Source organism: Micromonospora sp. NBC_01740, from assembly GCF_035920365.1.
GTDB lineage: Bacteria > Actinomycetota > Actinomycetes > Mycobacteriales > Micromonosporaceae > Micromonospora > Micromonospora reichwaldensis.
On record NZ_CP109150.1, the window covers coordinates 5,375,751 to 5,391,384 of the forward strand.

Consider the following 15,634-nt stretch of genomic DNA (forward strand, 5'->3'; position numbering starts at 1 on the left):
CTCAGGCGGTGGACGACGGCGTACCGCCCGTGCCGGGTGGGCGGACGGCGCCGTTCTGATGATCACCATCATGCGCAGGCGCGGCCCGGGCTTCAACGCCCGGTTCGGCACGGCTGACAAGCCGGTGACCTAGGCGTTGGCGGGGTCCTCGCCGGCCGCAGGCCGGTAGCAGTCGCTCGCCAGGATCAGGGCGACGCGGTCCCGGCTCGCGGTGGTGGTGAGGCTGATCGTGATTCCGGTGTCGGGGTCACGCATCGACACGGCGCCCCGGGTGCCGTCGGCGAAGGTGCGGTCCTCGGTGATCTCGTAGCCCTGCTGCCGCCACATGTCGCGGATGCGCCCCAGCGTGGCGATCTGGTCGGCGGGCGGGACCGGGAGTCCGGCGAAGCCGCTCAACGTCCACCGTCCGTCGTCGGCGATCTCGCCCCGCTGGCCCTGGCAGGGCGAGGTGTTGGTCCGCCAGGCGTCGAGCGCGACGCCGGCGGTGGTGGCGACGGCCCGGGCGCGAGCCTCGGCCAGGGTGCTCACCTCGGCGGCGGCCTTGGTCTGCAACGAATCGTCCTTTCCTGACGACGAGCCGGGTTCCCCGCCCGCGCAGGCGGTGGCGGGCACCAGCACGGCCGCCACCGCCACGGCGCGCCACCGGGGCGGGCGGTGACGCGAGGTCATGGGGCCTTGCCGTGGTCGAGGGCGGCTGCCTCGTAGTCGCCCACGATGACGGCCGCCTGGGAGCGCAGCATCTGACTGTTCTGCGCCCAGTATCCGCTGTGGCCGGAGGTGTCGACGTGCAGGACGTTGCCGCCGAACTCCGGGTCGTGCGGGGCGGGGCCGTGGATGCCGACGAGACCGTCGACCAACCATTCCCCGACGACGGGTACGCCGTCGAGCCAGCCGATCGTCTCCTCCGGTCGCGCGACGACGGTGTCGTCGGCGGCGGCACCGGCCCACACGTGTCTCGGGTCGATGTTGAACTCGCCGGCGTTCTCGACGCGCATGCCGGGACTGCCGACGGCGATCAGGTCGTCCGCGGCGAGGCCGTCGCCGGTGCTGGCCGCCTCGCCGAGGACGGTCGACCCGTAGCTGTGACCGATGGCGGTGAGGTGGGAGGGACTGTCGTCGTGGGAGGCGCGCAGTCCGTCGACGAAGCCGTCGAGCGCGCGGGCCCCGGCCTCGGACTTGGCCCCGAACACGGCGCTGACGATGTCGAGGTTCACCGACGGGGTGTCGTAGCCGAGCCAGGCCACGACGGAGACGTCGGCGCCGGCGGGGGCAAGCTCGACCGAGGCCTCCCGCAGGTCGTCGGCCCGCCCGATCAGGCCACGGATGTCGTCGAGTTCGGTGCCGACGCCGGGTACGAGGACCGCGGTGTGGGCGGCGGTGTCCGGGTTGCCGATCGCGACCGCCGCCTTCCCGTCGCCCGCCGGATCGAACGAGAGCAGGTAGAGCCGTTCGTGCGGAGCCGCGTTCTCCGCGCCTTCCAGCTTGTCCAGCAGCATGAGCGCGGCGGCGTGCCGCGGGTCGTCCCGGTCGCGGTGCTGGCCCACGTCGTCACCGACGAACGTACGCAGCGCCAGTTGGTTCGCCGCGTCGCGGTCCGTGGCGGGCAGCCCGTCGAGTGCGCCGATCCGCTCCGGGTAGGCGGTGAGGTAGACCTGCCGCTCGTCGTCGGACAGGCCGCTCCACCAGGCGTGCACGTCGGCGGGGCTGCTGCCCGGCGCCGGGATGCTCTCCTCGCTGAGCTGAAGCGCCACGGCGGCGGCGAGGGCGCCGTCGTTGGCCCGGTTGTACTCCCAGGCGAACTGCCCCGGCGCGCCGGCCTTCAGCTGGGTCAGGGCGCGGGCGATCCGGCTGTCGGCCTCGGTGGCCTCGGTGACGATGCGCGTGATGAGCTCGGTGTGGATCGCGGCGTTCTGGACATGCCGACGGTGGATCGTCTCCGCGTCCGGGTCGTGCCTGTCCCCTGCCGCCATCGCCGGCGCGGACACCCGCCCGGCCTCGTCCACGGTCAGTCCGAGGGATCGGGCGGCGCCGACGGCCGACTCCAACCGCCGCTGCAGGTCGCCGAACTCCTCCGCCGCTTCCCGCAACACGCTCGCGGCGGTCCGCGTCTGCAGGCTCGCGACCTCGAACTCGTCGTCGAGCTCGCTGAGCCGGCCCATCGCGGCGCTGGCGGCCGGTCCCTGCCAGCCCGAGGAGCGCAGCGGCCCGGTCAGCTCGGCCCCACACCGCGCCTCCAGCTCCGCGCAGGCCCGCGACAGGTCCGTCCAGGCCTGCGCGACGTCCCGCAGCGGGGCGACGCGCGCCTCGCGCAGGTCCGCGTACGTCACCACCGTGCGGTCACCGCTCGGGGATGTCGAAACGGGCGGCGCTGGCCTCGTCGCTGTAGCGGTAGTCCATCGCGCAGCCCTGCAGAGCGTCGCCGACCTGGGACAGGTAGCGGTCCAACCCGGCCAGGTCGTCCGACCACGACCAGCGCAGCTGCTCCAGCGCCGCCCGGGTCTGCCAGCCGGGCAGCCCGGCGACCGCGGCCCGCGTCTCGTCTCCGACGTCGGACACACCGCGCCGCAGGTCGTCCCGCAGGTCGTCGCACACCCGCGACGCCTTCTCCAGCAACTCCGGCTCGACGTTAAGTTCGATCACTGACTGGCCTCCCGCGAAGATCGATGCGAGCCTACCTACCCGCCCCACGCGCCGCGCGGATCGGTCGACTCAGCCGGTGCCCAGCCCGGCGAGCACGTCGCCGGCGCGCAGCACCGTCCACGGGCGACCGGGCGTGCCGGTCACCGTCACCACCGTCGAGCCCGGCGCGACCGGGGCGGGCGCGGGAACCAGGCGGTCGAGGGCGTCGGGGTCGGCGGCGCCGGCTAGGACCGTGCGGCCGGCCAGGTCGGGCGGTACGCGGATCCCGCCGGTGTCCATCAACGCCGCCGCGCGGACGGCGGACACGTCGGCCGGCACCTCGGTGTAGGTGCGGTCCGCGTGGCCGACCAGGATCCGGTCGGCGCGCCCGACCGCGTGCCACGCCAGCAGGTCGAGGACCGTGGTGTGGTGGCCGCCCAGGAAGTGCTCCCACTGGTCGGCGGCCGCCCGGGCGAGCTGGTCACCGTGGCGGTCGACGCTGTGGCCGTAGCCACGGCCGGTCAGGGTCAGGTCGGTCCAGAGCAACCGCCGGGAACGCAGGTCCACGACCATCGGCAGCAGCATCCGGGCGTTGCCGCGCAGGTCGAACCGCTGCGCGACGCGGGCCCCGTCGAACTGCTCGCCCCTGTTGAGGGGCAGCATGACGCCGGCGAGCGCCTCCGTGAGGGCCTCGAACGGCACGGCGTTGTAACTGAGGACGGTCGGCACCGCGTACTGCACGCCGCGCTCGGCGAGACGGGCCAGGTGGAGGTCGAGGAACTCGGTGGCCCCGAGCGGAGCCGGGGCGGAGGTGAGGTCGCCGGAGTGGATCGCGCCGTCGCCAGCGAAACGCAACCGGGTGAAGTCGCAGTGGCCCACCCGCTGCCAGTCCCGGTCGAAGAACACGCAGGACAGGTCGAGGTCGACCCGCGTGGCGCCCGGGTCCTCCCAGTGCAGGAAGAACCGCAACACCTGCGCGCCGGGCAGGGCCCGCACACTGCCCCGGGGCCACCCCGCCAGCTGCGCCGAGGCGGCCCGCTCCCGCGTCGGCGCGGGCACCTCGGCCAGGGCGGCGTCGAGGACGGCCACGTCGAACCGGCCGAGCCGGGCGGCGCGGGCGGTCAACTCGGCGTCGACCAGTTCGCGTACCGCGGTGATCGCCGGCACCGGCACCGGCGGGCGGCGCTCGGGCTCGGTCCAGGTGGTCACGACGCTGCCGCGGGGATGGAACACCCGCCGGGGCATACCGGGACCGGGACGGCCACCGACGATCCCGGACTCCTCGACGGTGTCGGGCTCCTCGACGGTGCCGCCTCCGGGCGGCGCCTCGGCGGGAGGGGATGCCTCGCCGCCCGGCCGGAGCGCCCCCCGCAGGAAGGCGGGGCCGGCACCGCGCACGCCCCGCGCGACGGCGCGCAGGACGTCGCCCAGGCCGACGGTGAGCACCGGGGCGGCACCCGCCTGCTCGGAGCGGCGGGACCGCGCCCGCGCGGTCGCCGCCAGCTCGACGGCCGTCGCCCGTACCGTCTTGTCGCGGCCGGTCAGTTGAGCCGCCGCCGCGGCGAGCACGCCGGGTGCCACCCGGGCCACGGTCCGGCGCATGGCTGCCTCGACGGCCGCGTACGCCGTCGGATCGTCGCCGGCGACCCGCAGCAGGTGGTCGAGCCGGCGCCACAGCTCGCCCGGACGTTCGGTGAGCAGGCGGGCGGCCTCCGCCGCGTCGTCGCCGGTCAGGGTCTCCTCCACCAGGGACGCGTGGGTCTTGACGCGGACCGTGACCGTGCCGTCGGGGTGCCCGGTCGGCACGAGCCGCCGGGGGTCGCGGGCGCAGGCCGCCACGATGGCCGCGCCGAGGACACCGGCGCGGGCCGCGCGGGTGCCGCGCAACGCGGCGAAGGCGACGGCCGCCGCCGGGTGCGCGGCCACGTTCTCGTACGGGTGCAGCCGCTCGCCCAGGCGCTTCCAGACGGCCGGATGCCGCCGCAGATCCTCCGCCGCGCCCCCGGCGCCGCAGGCGTCGAGATGAGCGAGAGCCGCACGCCGCAGCGGCCGGGGCAGGGCCCGCACCCGGGTGACCGGCACGACGACGGCGGGCTCGTGGACCGGACGCCAGGCCACGCCCGGAGCCGCGGACTCGTCGTCGCGCCGCGGCAGGACCAGCCCCGGGTCCCCACCCGAGTACGCCCACAGGGTTCGCGCCACGTCCGTCGCGGTCGACCACCGCCGCCGGGCCGCGGCGACCACGTCGCGGTAGCCGGGGGTGCCCGTCGCGGCGTGCAGCGCCCGGGCGACGACCAGCGCGAGGGTCTCCCGCGCGGGCACCACCTCGGGCAACCAGTCGAGGCGGCCCGACGCGGTGGCGTCCACCAGCACCCCGAGGTCGGCCCGGTCGGACTCGCTCAGCGCGGCGGGCCGGGCGACCAGCTCGTCCCGGAGCCGGACCGCGGCGCCGACCGGGTCGGTCTCGAGCCCGGCGAGGCGCATCGGCAGCGGCGGCGCGGCCGGGACGGGGTGCTCGCCGGCGTCCCCGGCCGACGCACCGGCTCGTCGCGGCGGGCGGCGCACCGGGGCAGACGGCGCGACGATGGGGAGGTAGGTGTCGCCCGCCGCCAGCCGGCGGCCGCAGATCGGGCACGCGGTGACCTGCTCCGGCGGGAAGCACGCCGGGCAGACGGGATGGCCGCACGGGTCCAGCGGCGCGCCACCGTCCTCGCGGCCGCACAGCACGCAGGGCGCGCCAGGCATGGCGAACAGATGGGTCAGCAGCCGCCGTACGTAGACCGCCTCGACGTCGCGCGGGGTGTCGGGGAACGAACGGTGGAGCGGCAGCATCGGGCGGTCCGCGCCGACCATCTCGTCGATGGTCGCCAGCAGCCAGTCGGCCCACCGGACCCGCACCGCCGCCGGCAGCCGGGTCGCCGCCGTGCGCAGGTCGTCCCGGAGCAGCCAGCCACGACCGGCCAGATCGGCCTCGAGCGCGGCCACCCAGGCGACACCGTCCGCAGGGGCGGCGCCCGTGCCCACCCCCGCGACCCGGCCGGCGCGTCGCAGCAGCACCCCAGCCAGCGGATCCATGCTCGCGCCTCCCCGTGCGAAGCGGTGGGCGGAGAGTCGCGACGCTAGTTGCCAGGACAGGGTGAGAAGGAAGCACCGCGGGGAGCCGCCCACCGCGGGGAGGATCATACGGCGCGGCCACGGCCGACCTCACCCTGATTCCCGGCCGGCACACGCCCGGCTGGCTCGCCAGGGACAACGCTCGCAGGACGGTTCGGATTACCCTCGCCGGTATGAGCCGACGCACCGATCCGGTTCGGCGTCCCCTGTGGCGCGATCGCAACTTCGGCGCCTACTGGGCTGCGCAGTCGCTCTCCGCCGCCGGCGACTCGTTCGCCTACATCGCGGTGCCGCTGCTCGTGCTCCACGCGACCGGGTCGGTCGCCCAGATGGGCCTGCTCACGGCCGCGGCCGGTGCCGCGGCCGTCGGCGCGGGGATCTTCGGCGGCGTCCTGGTCGACCGGTACGACAGGCGCAAACTGATGATCACCGCCGACCTGGTCCGGCTGGTGCTCTACGGCCTCATCCCCCTGGCCTGGCTCGGTGGCCCGCAGGTCTGGCTGCTCTTCGTCGTGCTGCCGATCTGCGAGGCCGCGGGCATGGTGTTCCAGGTCGCCGCGGTGACGGCGGTGCGCAACCTCGTCGACCGGCCCAGGATCACCGAGGCCAACGGTCGCCTTCAGGCGACGTACGCGGCGGCGGCCGTGCTCGGGCCGCTGCTCGCCGGCGTGGTGTCGGCCCGCTTCGGCGCCACGGCGGCCATCGCCATCAACGCGGCCAGCTTCGCCCTGTCGGCCTTCGGCCTCTGGCTGGTGCGGCTGCGGCGGTCCGACGAGGGTGCGACGGCCGGCGGCGCGGCGGGGCGCGAGGGCCGGCTGGCCGAGTTCCTCGCCGGTGCGCGGTTCCTCTGGCGGCAGCCCGTGCTCCGCTCGCTGACCATCCTGCTGTCGGTCTTCATCTTCCTGACGTACGGCTTCACCGACGTCCTCGTCTACCACGTCAAGCACGACCTCGGCGGCTCCGACGGCACGGTCGGCACGGTGCTGGGGTTGGCGGCCCTGGGCACGGTCGTCGGGGCGCTGCTGGTGGCGCCGCTGCGCCGCAGGCGTGGCTTCGGCATCACCTGGATCGGCGCGCACGCGGTGTGCGGCCTCGCCATCGTGGGCATCGGCGTCGTGGGGAGCGTACGGGGTGTCACCGTGCTGACCGCGGTCTACCTGTGCGGCGTCAGCGTGGGCGGGATCTGCTCGATGTCGCTGCGCCAGGAGATCACGCCGGACCACCTGCTCGGGCGGGTCACCTCGGCGTTCTGGAGCACGCACTACGCGCTCGGCCCGGCCGGCGCCGCCGTGCTGACCTGGGCGGCGGGCCGCTACGGCGTCACCGCGGTCACCGTCGTCGCGGGAGCGGGGTGCCTCCTGGTCGCGGTCGGCGGGCTGTTCACCCCGATCCGCCGCGCCGGCTCGGAGCCGATGGCCCGCCCGTCGGCGACCCCGCGGCCCGCGACCAGCCAGGCGTCGTGACCTCGGGACGTACCACCCGCACGCCGGCCTTCCGCGCGGCACCGACGCAGCCGTGCCGCCACCCTCGCCGGGGGTCAACGGTAGCCCTGCCCGGAGCCGCCGAGCCGGCGCGCCGAGGGTGCCGCCGGGCCCACCGGCCGGCCGACGCGGGCCACGTGCAGCAGGCGCTCCGGCGCCACGCCCAGCAGCGAGCCGAGGGCGTCGCGGGTCGCGGCGGTGTCGATCAGCTGGCTCAGCGGGTGCGCCGCCAGCCCGGCCGCGTGCAGGGTCAGCCACACGCGCGCGAGCACCCGACCGAATTCGACATGTGTCGCGTCGTCCGTCCCGGGCGGTCCGATCAGGACGATCACGGCGCCACCGCGTGCGAGCGGGTTGCCGGACGCCGCCGCGAGGAGCCGGGGCAGGCCCAGCGGGCGCAGGAACGGGTACGCCGCCAGCGCCGCCCGCAACGCGGTCGCCTCGCGCCCGGACAGACCCAGGCACCGGTCGGTGAGCCCGTCGGCGTGGTAGTCCGGGTGCGCCGGCGTGAGCCGCAGCCACGACCGCAGCTCGGCGACCACCGCGGGTTCCGCGTACGTCTGCCGGTCGGCGGTCCTCAGCAGGCGGGCCAGCCGGCCGGCGTCCGGTACGGCCCGGACCGTCCCGCCCGACGCCCGCGCGACGGCGTCGGCGGCGGCCAGCACCTCGGCGTCCGGGCCGGCCGAGAACCGGCCCCGGTGGGTGCGGCGGGTGAGCACCTGCGCCGCGTCGAACGGGGTGTCGTAGCGGTGCGGGGACGCCCGCAGCCAGCCTGCCCGACGGTCGGCGGCACAGTGGTCGGCGACGAAGCGCAGCCGGAGCCCGGCGTCGGCCGCGACGACCAGACAGGTCTCGACGAAGGCGCCCAGGGACAGCCGCAGGTCCCGGCCGGACGGATCGGCCGCCGGCAGGGTGTGCGCCGGTTCCCAGCCGACCCGGACCGCATCGGGCTGGTGGTCGAGGCGCCACGGCTGGGTGTTGTGCGCGCTCGGCGCCCGCCAGCAGAGCGGCGCCAGGGCGCGGAACGCCGCGAGGTCCATGTCTACAGCGCCTTCTCGTAGAAGGTGTACCCGTGCAGCGGCCGGCCGCCCGACGCCCGGTACTGCGCGGCCGAGGCCGGGTTGTCGCGGCCGACGTAGGTGCTGCGCAGCGTGGTGTACCCGCCGGCGTGCAGGTTGCGGCGCAGCGCGGCGGAGAGCAGCCGCTGGTATCCGCGCCCCTGGTACTCGGGCAGCACGCCCTTGACGATCAGCACCGCCTCCCGCCGGTACCGGCGGCGGACCGCCAGCAGCCGGAGCTGGTGGAGCAGGTTGAGGTCGCCCCGGACCCGGACGACGAACTCGCTGATGTCCGGCGCGCAGAGCACGAACGCCACGGGCCGCCCGGCCCTGGTCAGGTAGAGCAGCAGCGACTCGTCCAGCAGGTACGCGAGCCCGTCGGTCTGCCGGCGCAGCTGCGCGGCGGAGATCTCGGTGTAGTAGCCGAGCTGGGCGAAGGACGCGTTGAGCATCCCGCGCAGCAGTTCGAGCTGCTCGGCGAGGCGCCGGACGTCGCCCCGGTGCACCCGCAGCTCCGCGCCGTCGGGGTCGGTGCCGGGCTGGTCGGTGCCAGGTTCGTCGGCGCCGGGCTCGTCGTCGCCGGCGGGGACCGGGCAGATCCAGGTGTCCGACTCGAACCGCCGCCGGAACCCGTACGACTCGTAGGCGGTCACGTACCGGGGCGGGTTCCAGGCGCTGTCGATGAAGCCCCGGTCGGCGTACCCGGAGGTGATGACGCCGCCCGCCTGGTTGGGCAGCAACGCCACCGGCCCGAAGAGCGCGTCCCGGTCGCCGGCGGCGCGGGCGGCCGCGACGATCGCCTCGAACAGCGGTCGCGCCGCCGCCTCGGTGAACTCGGTGAGCCCGAAGAGCTGACACCGCCGGCCGAGCTTGGCGTCGAGGGCGGCGTCGGTGTGCAGGGTGGTGCGCCCGACGACCGCACCGGTTCCGCCGTCGCGCAGCACGTACATCGGCACGCCGTCGCGCCACCACCGCCGTACCTGCTGGCGCGAGGGCGGCACGAAGCGCGGCTCACCGGCGTACACCCGGTCGGTGAGCGCCAGGAACTCGCGCAGGCCGCGCCGGTCGACGACCCGCTCCAGGCCGCGCGGGGCGGTCATCGCCGCACCGCCGGCCCCACCGTCTCCGAGCCCAGCGGAGTGAACGTCTCGATGTGCCCCAACTCGGTGGACTCGGCCCGCCACAGGCCGTTGGAGTAGCCGTCGGGTTCGGCGGTGAAGAGCCGGATGAAGCCCGCGGTGGCGTTGCGGTCGCCGTCGGTGAGCCAGACCATCAGCTTGCGGTGGTGGCGGGAGCGGGCGAAGCGCATCAGTGCCTCGCGGTCGGTGAAGAACGCGACGGTGCCGAGGGTGAACGGGAACTCCCAGTACACCCGGTGCCAGCGGTATCCGGACATGCGGCGCATGTCGCGGACCATCCGGCGCCAGGCCGGAAAGAGCCGCAGGATCGCCAGCGGCCCGCGGTAGCGGGTGGCGCCGAAGAACATGGCGCCGGCCTGGGCCCGCGCGGGGGCGCGGGAGAAGTCACGGGTACGCATCGCTCAGCCCTTCAGGTAGACGTTCTTGATCTTCTGCTGTCCGGCGAACGGGCCGGCGTCCGGTTCGTGCAGCTCGATGCGGAGATCACCGGCCGTCGGGTCCTCGGTCAGCGACTGCGCGAAGTCGCGGGAGACGGCCGCCAGGTGTCCGCGTACCCCGCTGCGGCAGGCGGCGGCGAGAGCCTCGCGGTCCGACCCGGACAGTGGGCGGCGCAGTTCCAGGTGGACCACGGGCCGGGTCTCCAGCGCGGCGTCCTCGGCCAGCGACAGGCAGAACCGGCTGATCTCGGCGGCGTACGGGTTGTCGGCGTAGAGGCCGTACTCCACGTCCTGGGGGTAGAGGTTGGCGCCCAGGTACGACACCGTCGAGTCGCGCCGGCCGAACAGCAGCAGCACCGGCAGGGTCATCCGCTCGCTGGCCAGCGCCGCGCGGCACTCGGCCCAGCGCCGCGGGTCGCCGCGGACCAGGTCGAGGATCCGTCGGTACCCGACGAGCAGCGCCTCGTCGCCGACGTTGTACCGCAGCCGTGGTTGCAGGACGTCGGGTCCGGTGATCGTGCAGAGCAGTTCCCGGCGCTCGTTGGTCTCCAGGTAGGTGGCCAGCGGGTTGTACTGGAACGCCATCGGCAACCGCTGCTCGTCGGCGCCGAGCAGTGCCGCCCGCAGCTCGGGGTCGTCACGCAGGCGCCGCCGCAGCCACACGGTGAACCGGGTCTCCGCGCCGATGCCGATGGTCAGGTCCGAAGCGCCGTACGCCGACCGGACCCGCAGGAACCGTTCCTCCAGGTAGGCGCGCAACGCCTCCGTCATCGCCTCTCCCCCGCAGCTGGCGAAGATGCGGTGGCGCGACCAGTCGAAGCCCTCGGCGTCGAGCCGGTCGCGCAGGTGCTTGAGGAACGGCGGGTACGCGGTCACCAGGTAGTCGAAGTCCGGGCCGAACTCGCGAAGCGTGTCGACGATCTTGCCGAGGTCCGGGCCGGTGTTCTTGACCACCGCGATCCGGGCCATCGCGGCGCCGGTCGTCGTCCCGGTCGCCCACGCGCCCATCGAGTAGGCGTTGATGACGAACGGACGACGCATCGGGAAGACCAGGCTGGTGTAGCCGACGATGTCGCGGTGCACCGCGCGCAGCTCGCGCTCGCCCCGGGGCCAGTTGAAGGGCCGGCCCGACGAGCCGGCCGACTCGTCGACCACCACGCCCCGCTCCGGCAGTCGTCCGCCCCGGCAGCGCCGGGCCGCGTCGAAGGGGACGACGTAGCTCACCTTGTCGGTCTCCGGGAAGTCCCGCAGCCGGCGGCGGGCCCCGGCCGGCCGGGCGCGCAGGAAGGCGCGGTACGCCGGGACGTCCAGCGCGGCGAGCGCACAACCGGCGCGCGCGTTCGCCGCCGCGAGCACGTCCAGCGCCCGGTGGTGCCGCCGGGCCGACCACCGCCACGAGGCGGGATGGCTGCCGGCGAGCCGCACCGCCGCCCCGATCAACCGACCGGAGATCGTCAGACGTACCCGGCGCCAGCGCTCGCCGGCCGTCAGACGTGGTGCCGTGAGAAAGGACGGATCAGCGTATCGATGCAGCGTCTCGGCCATGTCAGAATCCTCGGCGCCGCCGACCGAGGATGCCTGAGCTGTCGCACCGGTCGGCGCTGAGTACCCGCACCCAGCTCGATCCGGGTGCCGGCCCCTACCCGAGGTGGGTGCAGTGGGCGACCGTGGCGTCGTCCGGGACCGGCGCATCGGGGCCACCGCGGGCGCGGTCCTCGGCCTGCCGGACGCGGCGGATGATCTCGGCCGGGCCGTGCGCGCCGAGCAGGTCCGCCACGCCGGACCAGTCGGTCAGGCCGTACGGGCTGACGATGCGGCTCGCGCCGTTGCTGAGCAGCGCGACGCCGTTGAGGTCGTCGAGGGGCCGGCTGCCGGTCACCGCCTCCTCCGCCGCGCGCGGATCGTCCTTGGCGATCCAGTAGCCGCCCGGCTGGTTCCGACGCGCCCGCAGCGCCTCCACGCAGGAGTCCCGGATGCGGTCGTACTCCCGGGTTCCCCTGGGGACGCCGTCCAGGGGCGCCGAGCAGACCCGCCTGGCGGTGACCTCGCGCTCGTCGGTGCGGACCTGCGGGCCGCCGCGGACCTGGTCGAGGACGAGGAAGGAGTCCGCGAGCAGGAGGTGGTCCAGGCGACCCCGGTGCGCGCGGACGATCACCACGGTCGCCTGCGGGCTGCCGGGGTTCGTGAGGTCGCAGGTGTCGCGGTGCTCGGCGGCTGTCTCGTCGATCGCGCTGGCGAGGATCGCCGCGAGGTGCCGCCCGTCGTCGCGCGACAGCCGGCCGAGCAGCGCGCCGCCGAGGCGGTGCGTGTACCAGGCGACACCGTGGGAGCAGATCGACTCCGTGCCCGGGATGCCGGCGCCGTCCAGCAGCACGGCGGCGCCGGGGACCGCGCCGACGAAGTCCTCGTTCGGCCTGCCGGCCCTACCGGCGCTGGTCGCCATGCTGACGTGCACTCGCGGGCTCCTCCCGGTCGCGCGGCCCGCCGTCGCGCCGCTGAGCGTCGCCGGTCAGGGACGGGAAAGAGAACCGGTCACCGGGCCAGTCGCTGCGAGATCCAGTCGGCCGCCTGCTCGACCGCCCGCCGGGACTCGTCGGTGTGGTCCAGCATGTCGAACCCGTGCTGCCCGCCCGGTACGTCGATCACCTCCACCCGTACGCCGGCGTCGCCCGCCGCGTCGAGGAACGCCGCGACCGTCTCGGCCATCTCCTCCCCTTCCCGGCCGACCCGGGTGATCAGCAGCGGAGGTACGGGCCCACCCGCCGCGCCGATCGCCGCGCCCGGCGCGAAGCGCGGGTCGACGCCCCAACCCGGCAGCGGCGCGAGGACGGGGTACGTCAGTGCCACCGCTCGCAGCCAGGAAGGCCGGTCCCGCAGCCAGTCCGTGCTCAGCAGTCCCCCGCCGGAGAAGAACCACAGGGCGATCCGCCCGCCGTCGACGCGCGGGTCGGCGCGGACCCGCTCCACGGCCGAGGCGACGTCGAGGGCGGCGGTCGGGCAGTCGGTGACGGGGCCCTGCGGACCGACGACGACGCGCATCCGGTGCTCGACGGTGACGGCCAGGAGACCGAGGTCGGCGAGAAGGCAGCCGTAGCCGCGGAAGACCGGCCAGTCGCGGGGACCCTGGTGCGGGCCGGGTGGCAGCGGTCCACCGTGGACGAGGACCACGGCGGGGTGCGGACCGCCGCCCTCCGGCACGTACCAGTCGAGATTCGCCTCCCGCTCGGGCTGGCGTGCCGTCGGCGTCAGCACGAAGGGGCGAAGGAAGCTCGGCGTCTCGTCCATGATCACAGTCTGGCACGGCTCGGCCACTCTGTGGTGCCCCTGCCGAGCGTCGCACCGTCGACCGCCCGCTGGCACCCACGCGCCGAGGCGGTCCCCGCGAGGCGTACGGCGGCCGTTGCCGTCCGGCTCAGGCCCCGGTGCCGGGCGGCGGCAGCGGCAGCTCGACGGCGTCCACCGTCGCGACCCGCACGGCCGAATGCGCCGGCGGCAGCTTGTCGGCTCGCGGCGAACGACTGTGCACCCGGCCCCGGCCGGTCGGATCCGGCCGCCCGCTCACCTCGCAGGCCACCATCAGGATCGGCGCGGGCGGGGCGGTGAACCGGCCGGCACCCCAGCGCACCCAGAGCGGGATCCGCCCCGCGTCGGCCTCGGCGAGCAACTTCTCCCAGGTGCGGCGGCGCGTACCGTGATCGACCTCGACGACGACCGGCGGTCCGTGCGGGCGGGCACAGGCCACGTCGAGCACCGACTGCTGCGCGGACATCGGCGGCGGCAGCGGCAACACGCTGGACGCCCGCCGGTAGACCCGCCAGCCCTGCTCCCCCGCCCAGCCGACCACCGCGTCGATCAGCCGGGCGGTGACCTGGTCCGTGGTCAGGTCGGTGAAGGTGACCGCGTCGAGCCGCTCGGCCAGCGACGCCGCCAGCCGCTCCCCGTCCTCGCCGACCGCCACCGCCGCAGGGTAACCGGCGCGGCGGGGCGTTCCCGCAACCGGGGCGACCCCTCCGTCGCCTACCGGGTTCTGCCTGCGGCAGATCCGGCCACCGAGGCAGACCCGTGGGCAGCCCTTCCGGCGCGGGTGGTGCTACAAGGGAGCGATGGAGCTGACCAAGTACGGCCACGCCTGCGTCCGACTGGAGAAGGCGGGGCGTGCGCTCGTCATCGACCCCGGCGCGATGACGCCCGAGCCCGAGGCGTTGGCGGACGTGGAGGCGGTGCTCATCACCCACGAACACTTCGATCACTTCGAGCCCGACCGGCTGCACGCGGCCGTCGCGGTCGATCCCGCTCTGGCCGTCTACACCTGTCCGGGTGTCGCCCGGCACCTGACGGGCCTGGAGGATCGGGTCCACGTGGTCCGCGAGGGCGACGTGCTGCACGTGGCGGGCTTCCGGGTACGGGTGGTCGGGGAGAAACACCACCGCAGCCACCCCGACGTCCCGCCCGTGGACAACGTCGGCTTCCTGATCGACGAGGAGGTCTTCCATCCCGGTGACGCGCTGACCGTCGTGGACGTGCCCACGCTGCTCGTGCCCGGCCAGGCGCCGTGGATGACCGTCCCCGACCTGATCGAGCACCTACGCCGGACGGCACCCCGGCGCGCCTACGCCATCCACGACGGCCTCCTCAACGACTGGGGCCTGCGGGTGCTCGACGGCGTTCTGCGGAGCGAGGCCGACCGCCTGGGCGCCGACATCCGCCGCCTGCGACCCGGGGAGCGTGTCCACCTCGTCGGTTGACCGTACGCTCGTCGGCCGAGCCGGGTCGTCCGTCCTCATGCGGTGGCGAAGCGGACGACCTGGGCGACCTCCCGCATCCGCAGCCCTTCGTAGAGCCGGCGTGGCACCGGGTATCCGCCGTCGCCGCGCGGGCCGACCACCGCCTGGGTGGCGCCGAGGTCACGTGCCGCCCGCAGGATCTCGGCGCACACGGCGCGCCCCAGTCCACGCCCGGCGTGGTGCGGCCCGGTCCCGACCGGCTCGAACAAGACCGACCCCGACTCCGCGTCGAGCCATCCCAGACCGAAGGCGGCCAGCGATCCGTCAGCTGCCACGGCGACCATGTCCAGCTCCCCGCGGTAGACCGGAGTGGCCGTCACCGCCAGGTGTCTGTCGATCGAGTAGCTCGAGCTGCCCTCATCGCCGGTCACCGGAAGGCCGAGCATGCGCCTGATGCGTGCCGGGTCCCAGCAGCGACGGTGCACCTCGACCCGAGCCGCCAGCTCGTCGGGACGGACGGCGCGAATCGAGTAGCCGTCGGGGACGGTGTGCGCCTCGAGGTCGGACAGGTCCGCGAGACTGCGCCACAGCTGCGCGAACCACGGCCCACCGGACTCGACGAAACCCCGCGCCGACAGCGCGTCGATGAGCTCGGTCTGCTGTAGGGGCACCTCCAGGCTGACGCGGGGAGCGACCTGTCGTAGCTCGTCGAGCGCGTCCACCAGTTGGCGGGGGGTCATGGTTCGCGGCGACAGGTGGAGCGACGCGTTCGCCGGCTCCTCGGCCGACGCCGGTAGCCAGATGTCGGCGAAACCCAGCAGGGGGCGGCACCAGGCGAGGGTGCGGTCAGGGGCCGCGCTGCCGTCCCCGTGGGCGTGGGACCAGGCGACGTTGCCGACGTGCAGCCGCTGCTGCGGGGTCCAGGTTCGCCGGACGCAGGCCAGGCGCGCGGCGAGATCGGCAGTGTCCACCGGCAAAGTCCGCCAGAGACGCCCCGTCCGGTCAACACGATTACTGCCGGCCACCCCGTCGCGGTCCGTCCGGGCCGGGCGCCGCGGGCGA

Annotated in this window: 14 protein-coding genes; 2 read left to right on the forward strand and 12 right to left on the reverse strand. The window is 75.0% G+C overall.

The genetic code is table 11. From position 1 onward, the window contains the following. Positions 1-129: 129 nt before the first annotated feature. The 4 genes from OG989_RS23800 to OG989_RS23815 all read right to left on the reverse strand — a co-directional run bounded on the left by OG989_RS23800 (position 130) and on the right by OG989_RS23815 (position 5,694). Complete coding sequence (locus OG989_RS23800; protein ID WP_151452616.1) at positions 130-669, reverse strand: hypothetical protein; 540 nt, start codon at positions 667-669, stop codon at positions 130-132. Beyond that, complete coding sequence (locus tag OG989_RS23805) at positions 666-2,330, reverse strand: alpha/beta hydrolase (RefSeq protein ID WP_327028508.1); 1,665 nt, start codon at positions 2,328-2,330, stop codon at positions 666-668. The genes OG989_RS23800 and OG989_RS23805 overlap by 4 nt, the downstream gene beginning before the upstream one ends. Positions 2,331-2,337: 7 nt before the next feature. Further along, entirely contained in the window at positions 2,338-2,640 is a 303-nt protein-coding gene (locus OG989_RS23810) for a WXG100 family type VII secretion target (RefSeq protein WP_327028509.1), read from the reverse strand. Between the two features lie 69 nt (positions 2,641-2,709). Then, positions 2,710-5,694 carry an MXAN_6230/SCO0854 family RING domain-containing protein gene (locus OG989_RS23815; protein ID WP_327028510.1) on the reverse strand — a complete coding sequence of 995 codons (2,985 nt, stop codon included), beginning with the start codon at positions 5,692-5,694 and terminating at the stop codon, positions 2,710-2,712. A gap of 212 nt (positions 5,695-5,906) precedes the next feature. On the opposite strand from OG989_RS23815, the gene OG989_RS23820 reads away from it, so the two are divergent. Then, entirely contained in the window at positions 5,907-7,196 is a 1,290-nt protein-coding gene (locus tag OG989_RS23820; RefSeq protein WP_327028511.1) for an MFS transporter, read from the forward strand. A gap of 74 nt (positions 7,197-7,270) precedes the next feature. Here the strand turns inward: OG989_RS23820 and OG989_RS23825 are convergent, their stop codons facing one another. The 7 genes from OG989_RS23825 to OG989_RS23855 form a co-directional block, all read right to left on the reverse strand. Beyond that, on the reverse strand, positions 7,271-8,254 hold the full coding sequence (locus tag OG989_RS23825) for a nitroreductase (protein WP_327028512.1): 984 nt from the start codon (positions 8,252-8,254) through the stop codon (positions 7,271-7,273). Between the two features lie 2 nt (positions 8,255-8,256). Continuing rightward, a complete protein-coding gene (locus tag OG989_RS23830) occupies positions 8,257-9,372 on the reverse strand; it encodes a hypothetical protein (RefSeq protein ID WP_327028513.1) in 1,116 nt (371 codons plus the stop codon). After that, complete coding sequence (locus OG989_RS23835) at positions 9,369-9,809, reverse strand: DUF4188 domain-containing protein (protein ID WP_132239827.1); 441 nt, start codon at positions 9,807-9,809, stop codon at positions 9,369-9,371. The genes OG989_RS23830 and OG989_RS23835 overlap by 4 nt, the downstream gene beginning before the upstream one ends. A 3-nt stretch (positions 9,810-9,812) precedes the next feature. Further along, positions 9,813-11,393 (reverse strand): phenylacetate--CoA ligase family protein, encoded by a 1,581-nt coding sequence (locus tag OG989_RS23840; protein ID WP_327028514.1) that lies wholly within the window; start codon positions 11,391-11,393, stop codon positions 9,813-9,815. Between the two features lie 94 nt (positions 11,394-11,487). Then, positions 11,488-12,303 carry a hypothetical protein gene (locus tag OG989_RS23845; RefSeq protein ID WP_192581236.1) on the reverse strand — a complete coding sequence of 272 codons (816 nt, stop codon included), beginning with the start codon at positions 12,301-12,303 and terminating at the stop codon, positions 11,488-11,490. Positions 12,304-12,380: 77 nt separating this feature from the next. Then, positions 12,381-13,133 carry an alpha/beta hydrolase gene (locus OG989_RS23850; RefSeq protein WP_327028515.1) on the reverse strand — a complete coding sequence of 251 codons (753 nt, stop codon included), beginning with the start codon at positions 13,131-13,133 and terminating at the stop codon, positions 12,381-12,383. A 127-nt stretch (positions 13,134-13,260) separates the two neighbouring features. After that, positions 13,261-13,806, reverse strand: coding sequence for a hypothetical protein (locus OG989_RS23855; RefSeq protein ID WP_327028516.1), 546 nt, complete (start codon positions 13,804-13,806; stop codon positions 13,261-13,263). A gap of 145 nt (positions 13,807-13,951) precedes the next feature. Between OG989_RS23855 and OG989_RS23860 the strand changes: the two genes are divergently transcribed. After that, positions 13,952-14,593, forward strand: coding sequence for an MBL fold metallo-hydrolase (locus OG989_RS23860; RefSeq protein WP_327028517.1), 642 nt, complete (start codon positions 13,952-13,954; stop codon positions 14,591-14,593). A gap of 35 nt (positions 14,594-14,628) precedes the next feature. Here OG989_RS23860 and OG989_RS23865 read toward each other — a convergent pair whose 3' ends face one another. Then, on the reverse strand, positions 14,629-15,543 hold the full coding sequence (locus OG989_RS23865; protein ID WP_151452627.1) for a GNAT family N-acetyltransferase: 915 nt from the start codon (positions 15,541-15,543) through the stop codon (positions 14,629-14,631). Between the last annotated feature and the right edge of the window lie 91 nt (positions 15,544-15,634).

What these genes read in the sequence shown, in the direction of transcription:
- OG989_RS23800 (WP_151452616.1), bottom strand. Translation starts at nt 669, where the DNA reads ATGACCTCGCGTCACCGCCCGCCCCGGTGGCGCGCCGTGGCGGTGGCG.
- OG989_RS23815 (WP_327028510.1), bottom strand. Translation starts at nt 5,694, where the DNA reads ATGGATCCGCTGGCTGGGGTGCTGCTGCGACGCGCCGGCCGGGTCGCG.
- OG989_RS23820 (WP_327028511.1), top strand. Translation starts at nt 5,907, where the DNA reads ATGAGCCGACGCACCGATCCGGTTCGGCGTCCCCTGTGGCGCGATCGC.
- OG989_RS23825 (WP_327028512.1), bottom strand. Translation starts at nt 8,254, where the DNA reads ATGGACCTCGCGGCGTTCCGCGCCCTGGCGCCGCTCTGCTGGCGGGCG.
- OG989_RS23830 (WP_327028513.1), bottom strand. Translation starts at nt 9,372, where the DNA reads ATGACCGCCCCGCGCGGCCTGGAGCGGGTCGTCGACCGGCGCGGCCTG.
- OG989_RS23835 (WP_132239827.1), bottom strand. Translation starts at nt 9,809, where the DNA reads ATGCGTACCCGTGACTTCTCCCGCGCCCCCGCGCGGGCCCAGGCCGGC.
- OG989_RS23840 (WP_327028514.1), bottom strand. Translation starts at nt 11,393, where the DNA reads ATGGCCGAGACGCTGCATCGATACGCTGATCCGTCCTTTCTCACGGCA.
- OG989_RS23850 (WP_327028515.1), bottom strand. Translation starts at nt 13,133, where the DNA reads ATGGACGAGACGCCGAGCTTCCTTCGCCCCTTCGTGCTGACGCCGACG.
- OG989_RS23860 (WP_327028517.1), top strand. Translation starts at nt 13,952, where the DNA reads ATGGAGCTGACCAAGTACGGCCACGCCTGCGTCCGACTGGAGAAGGCG.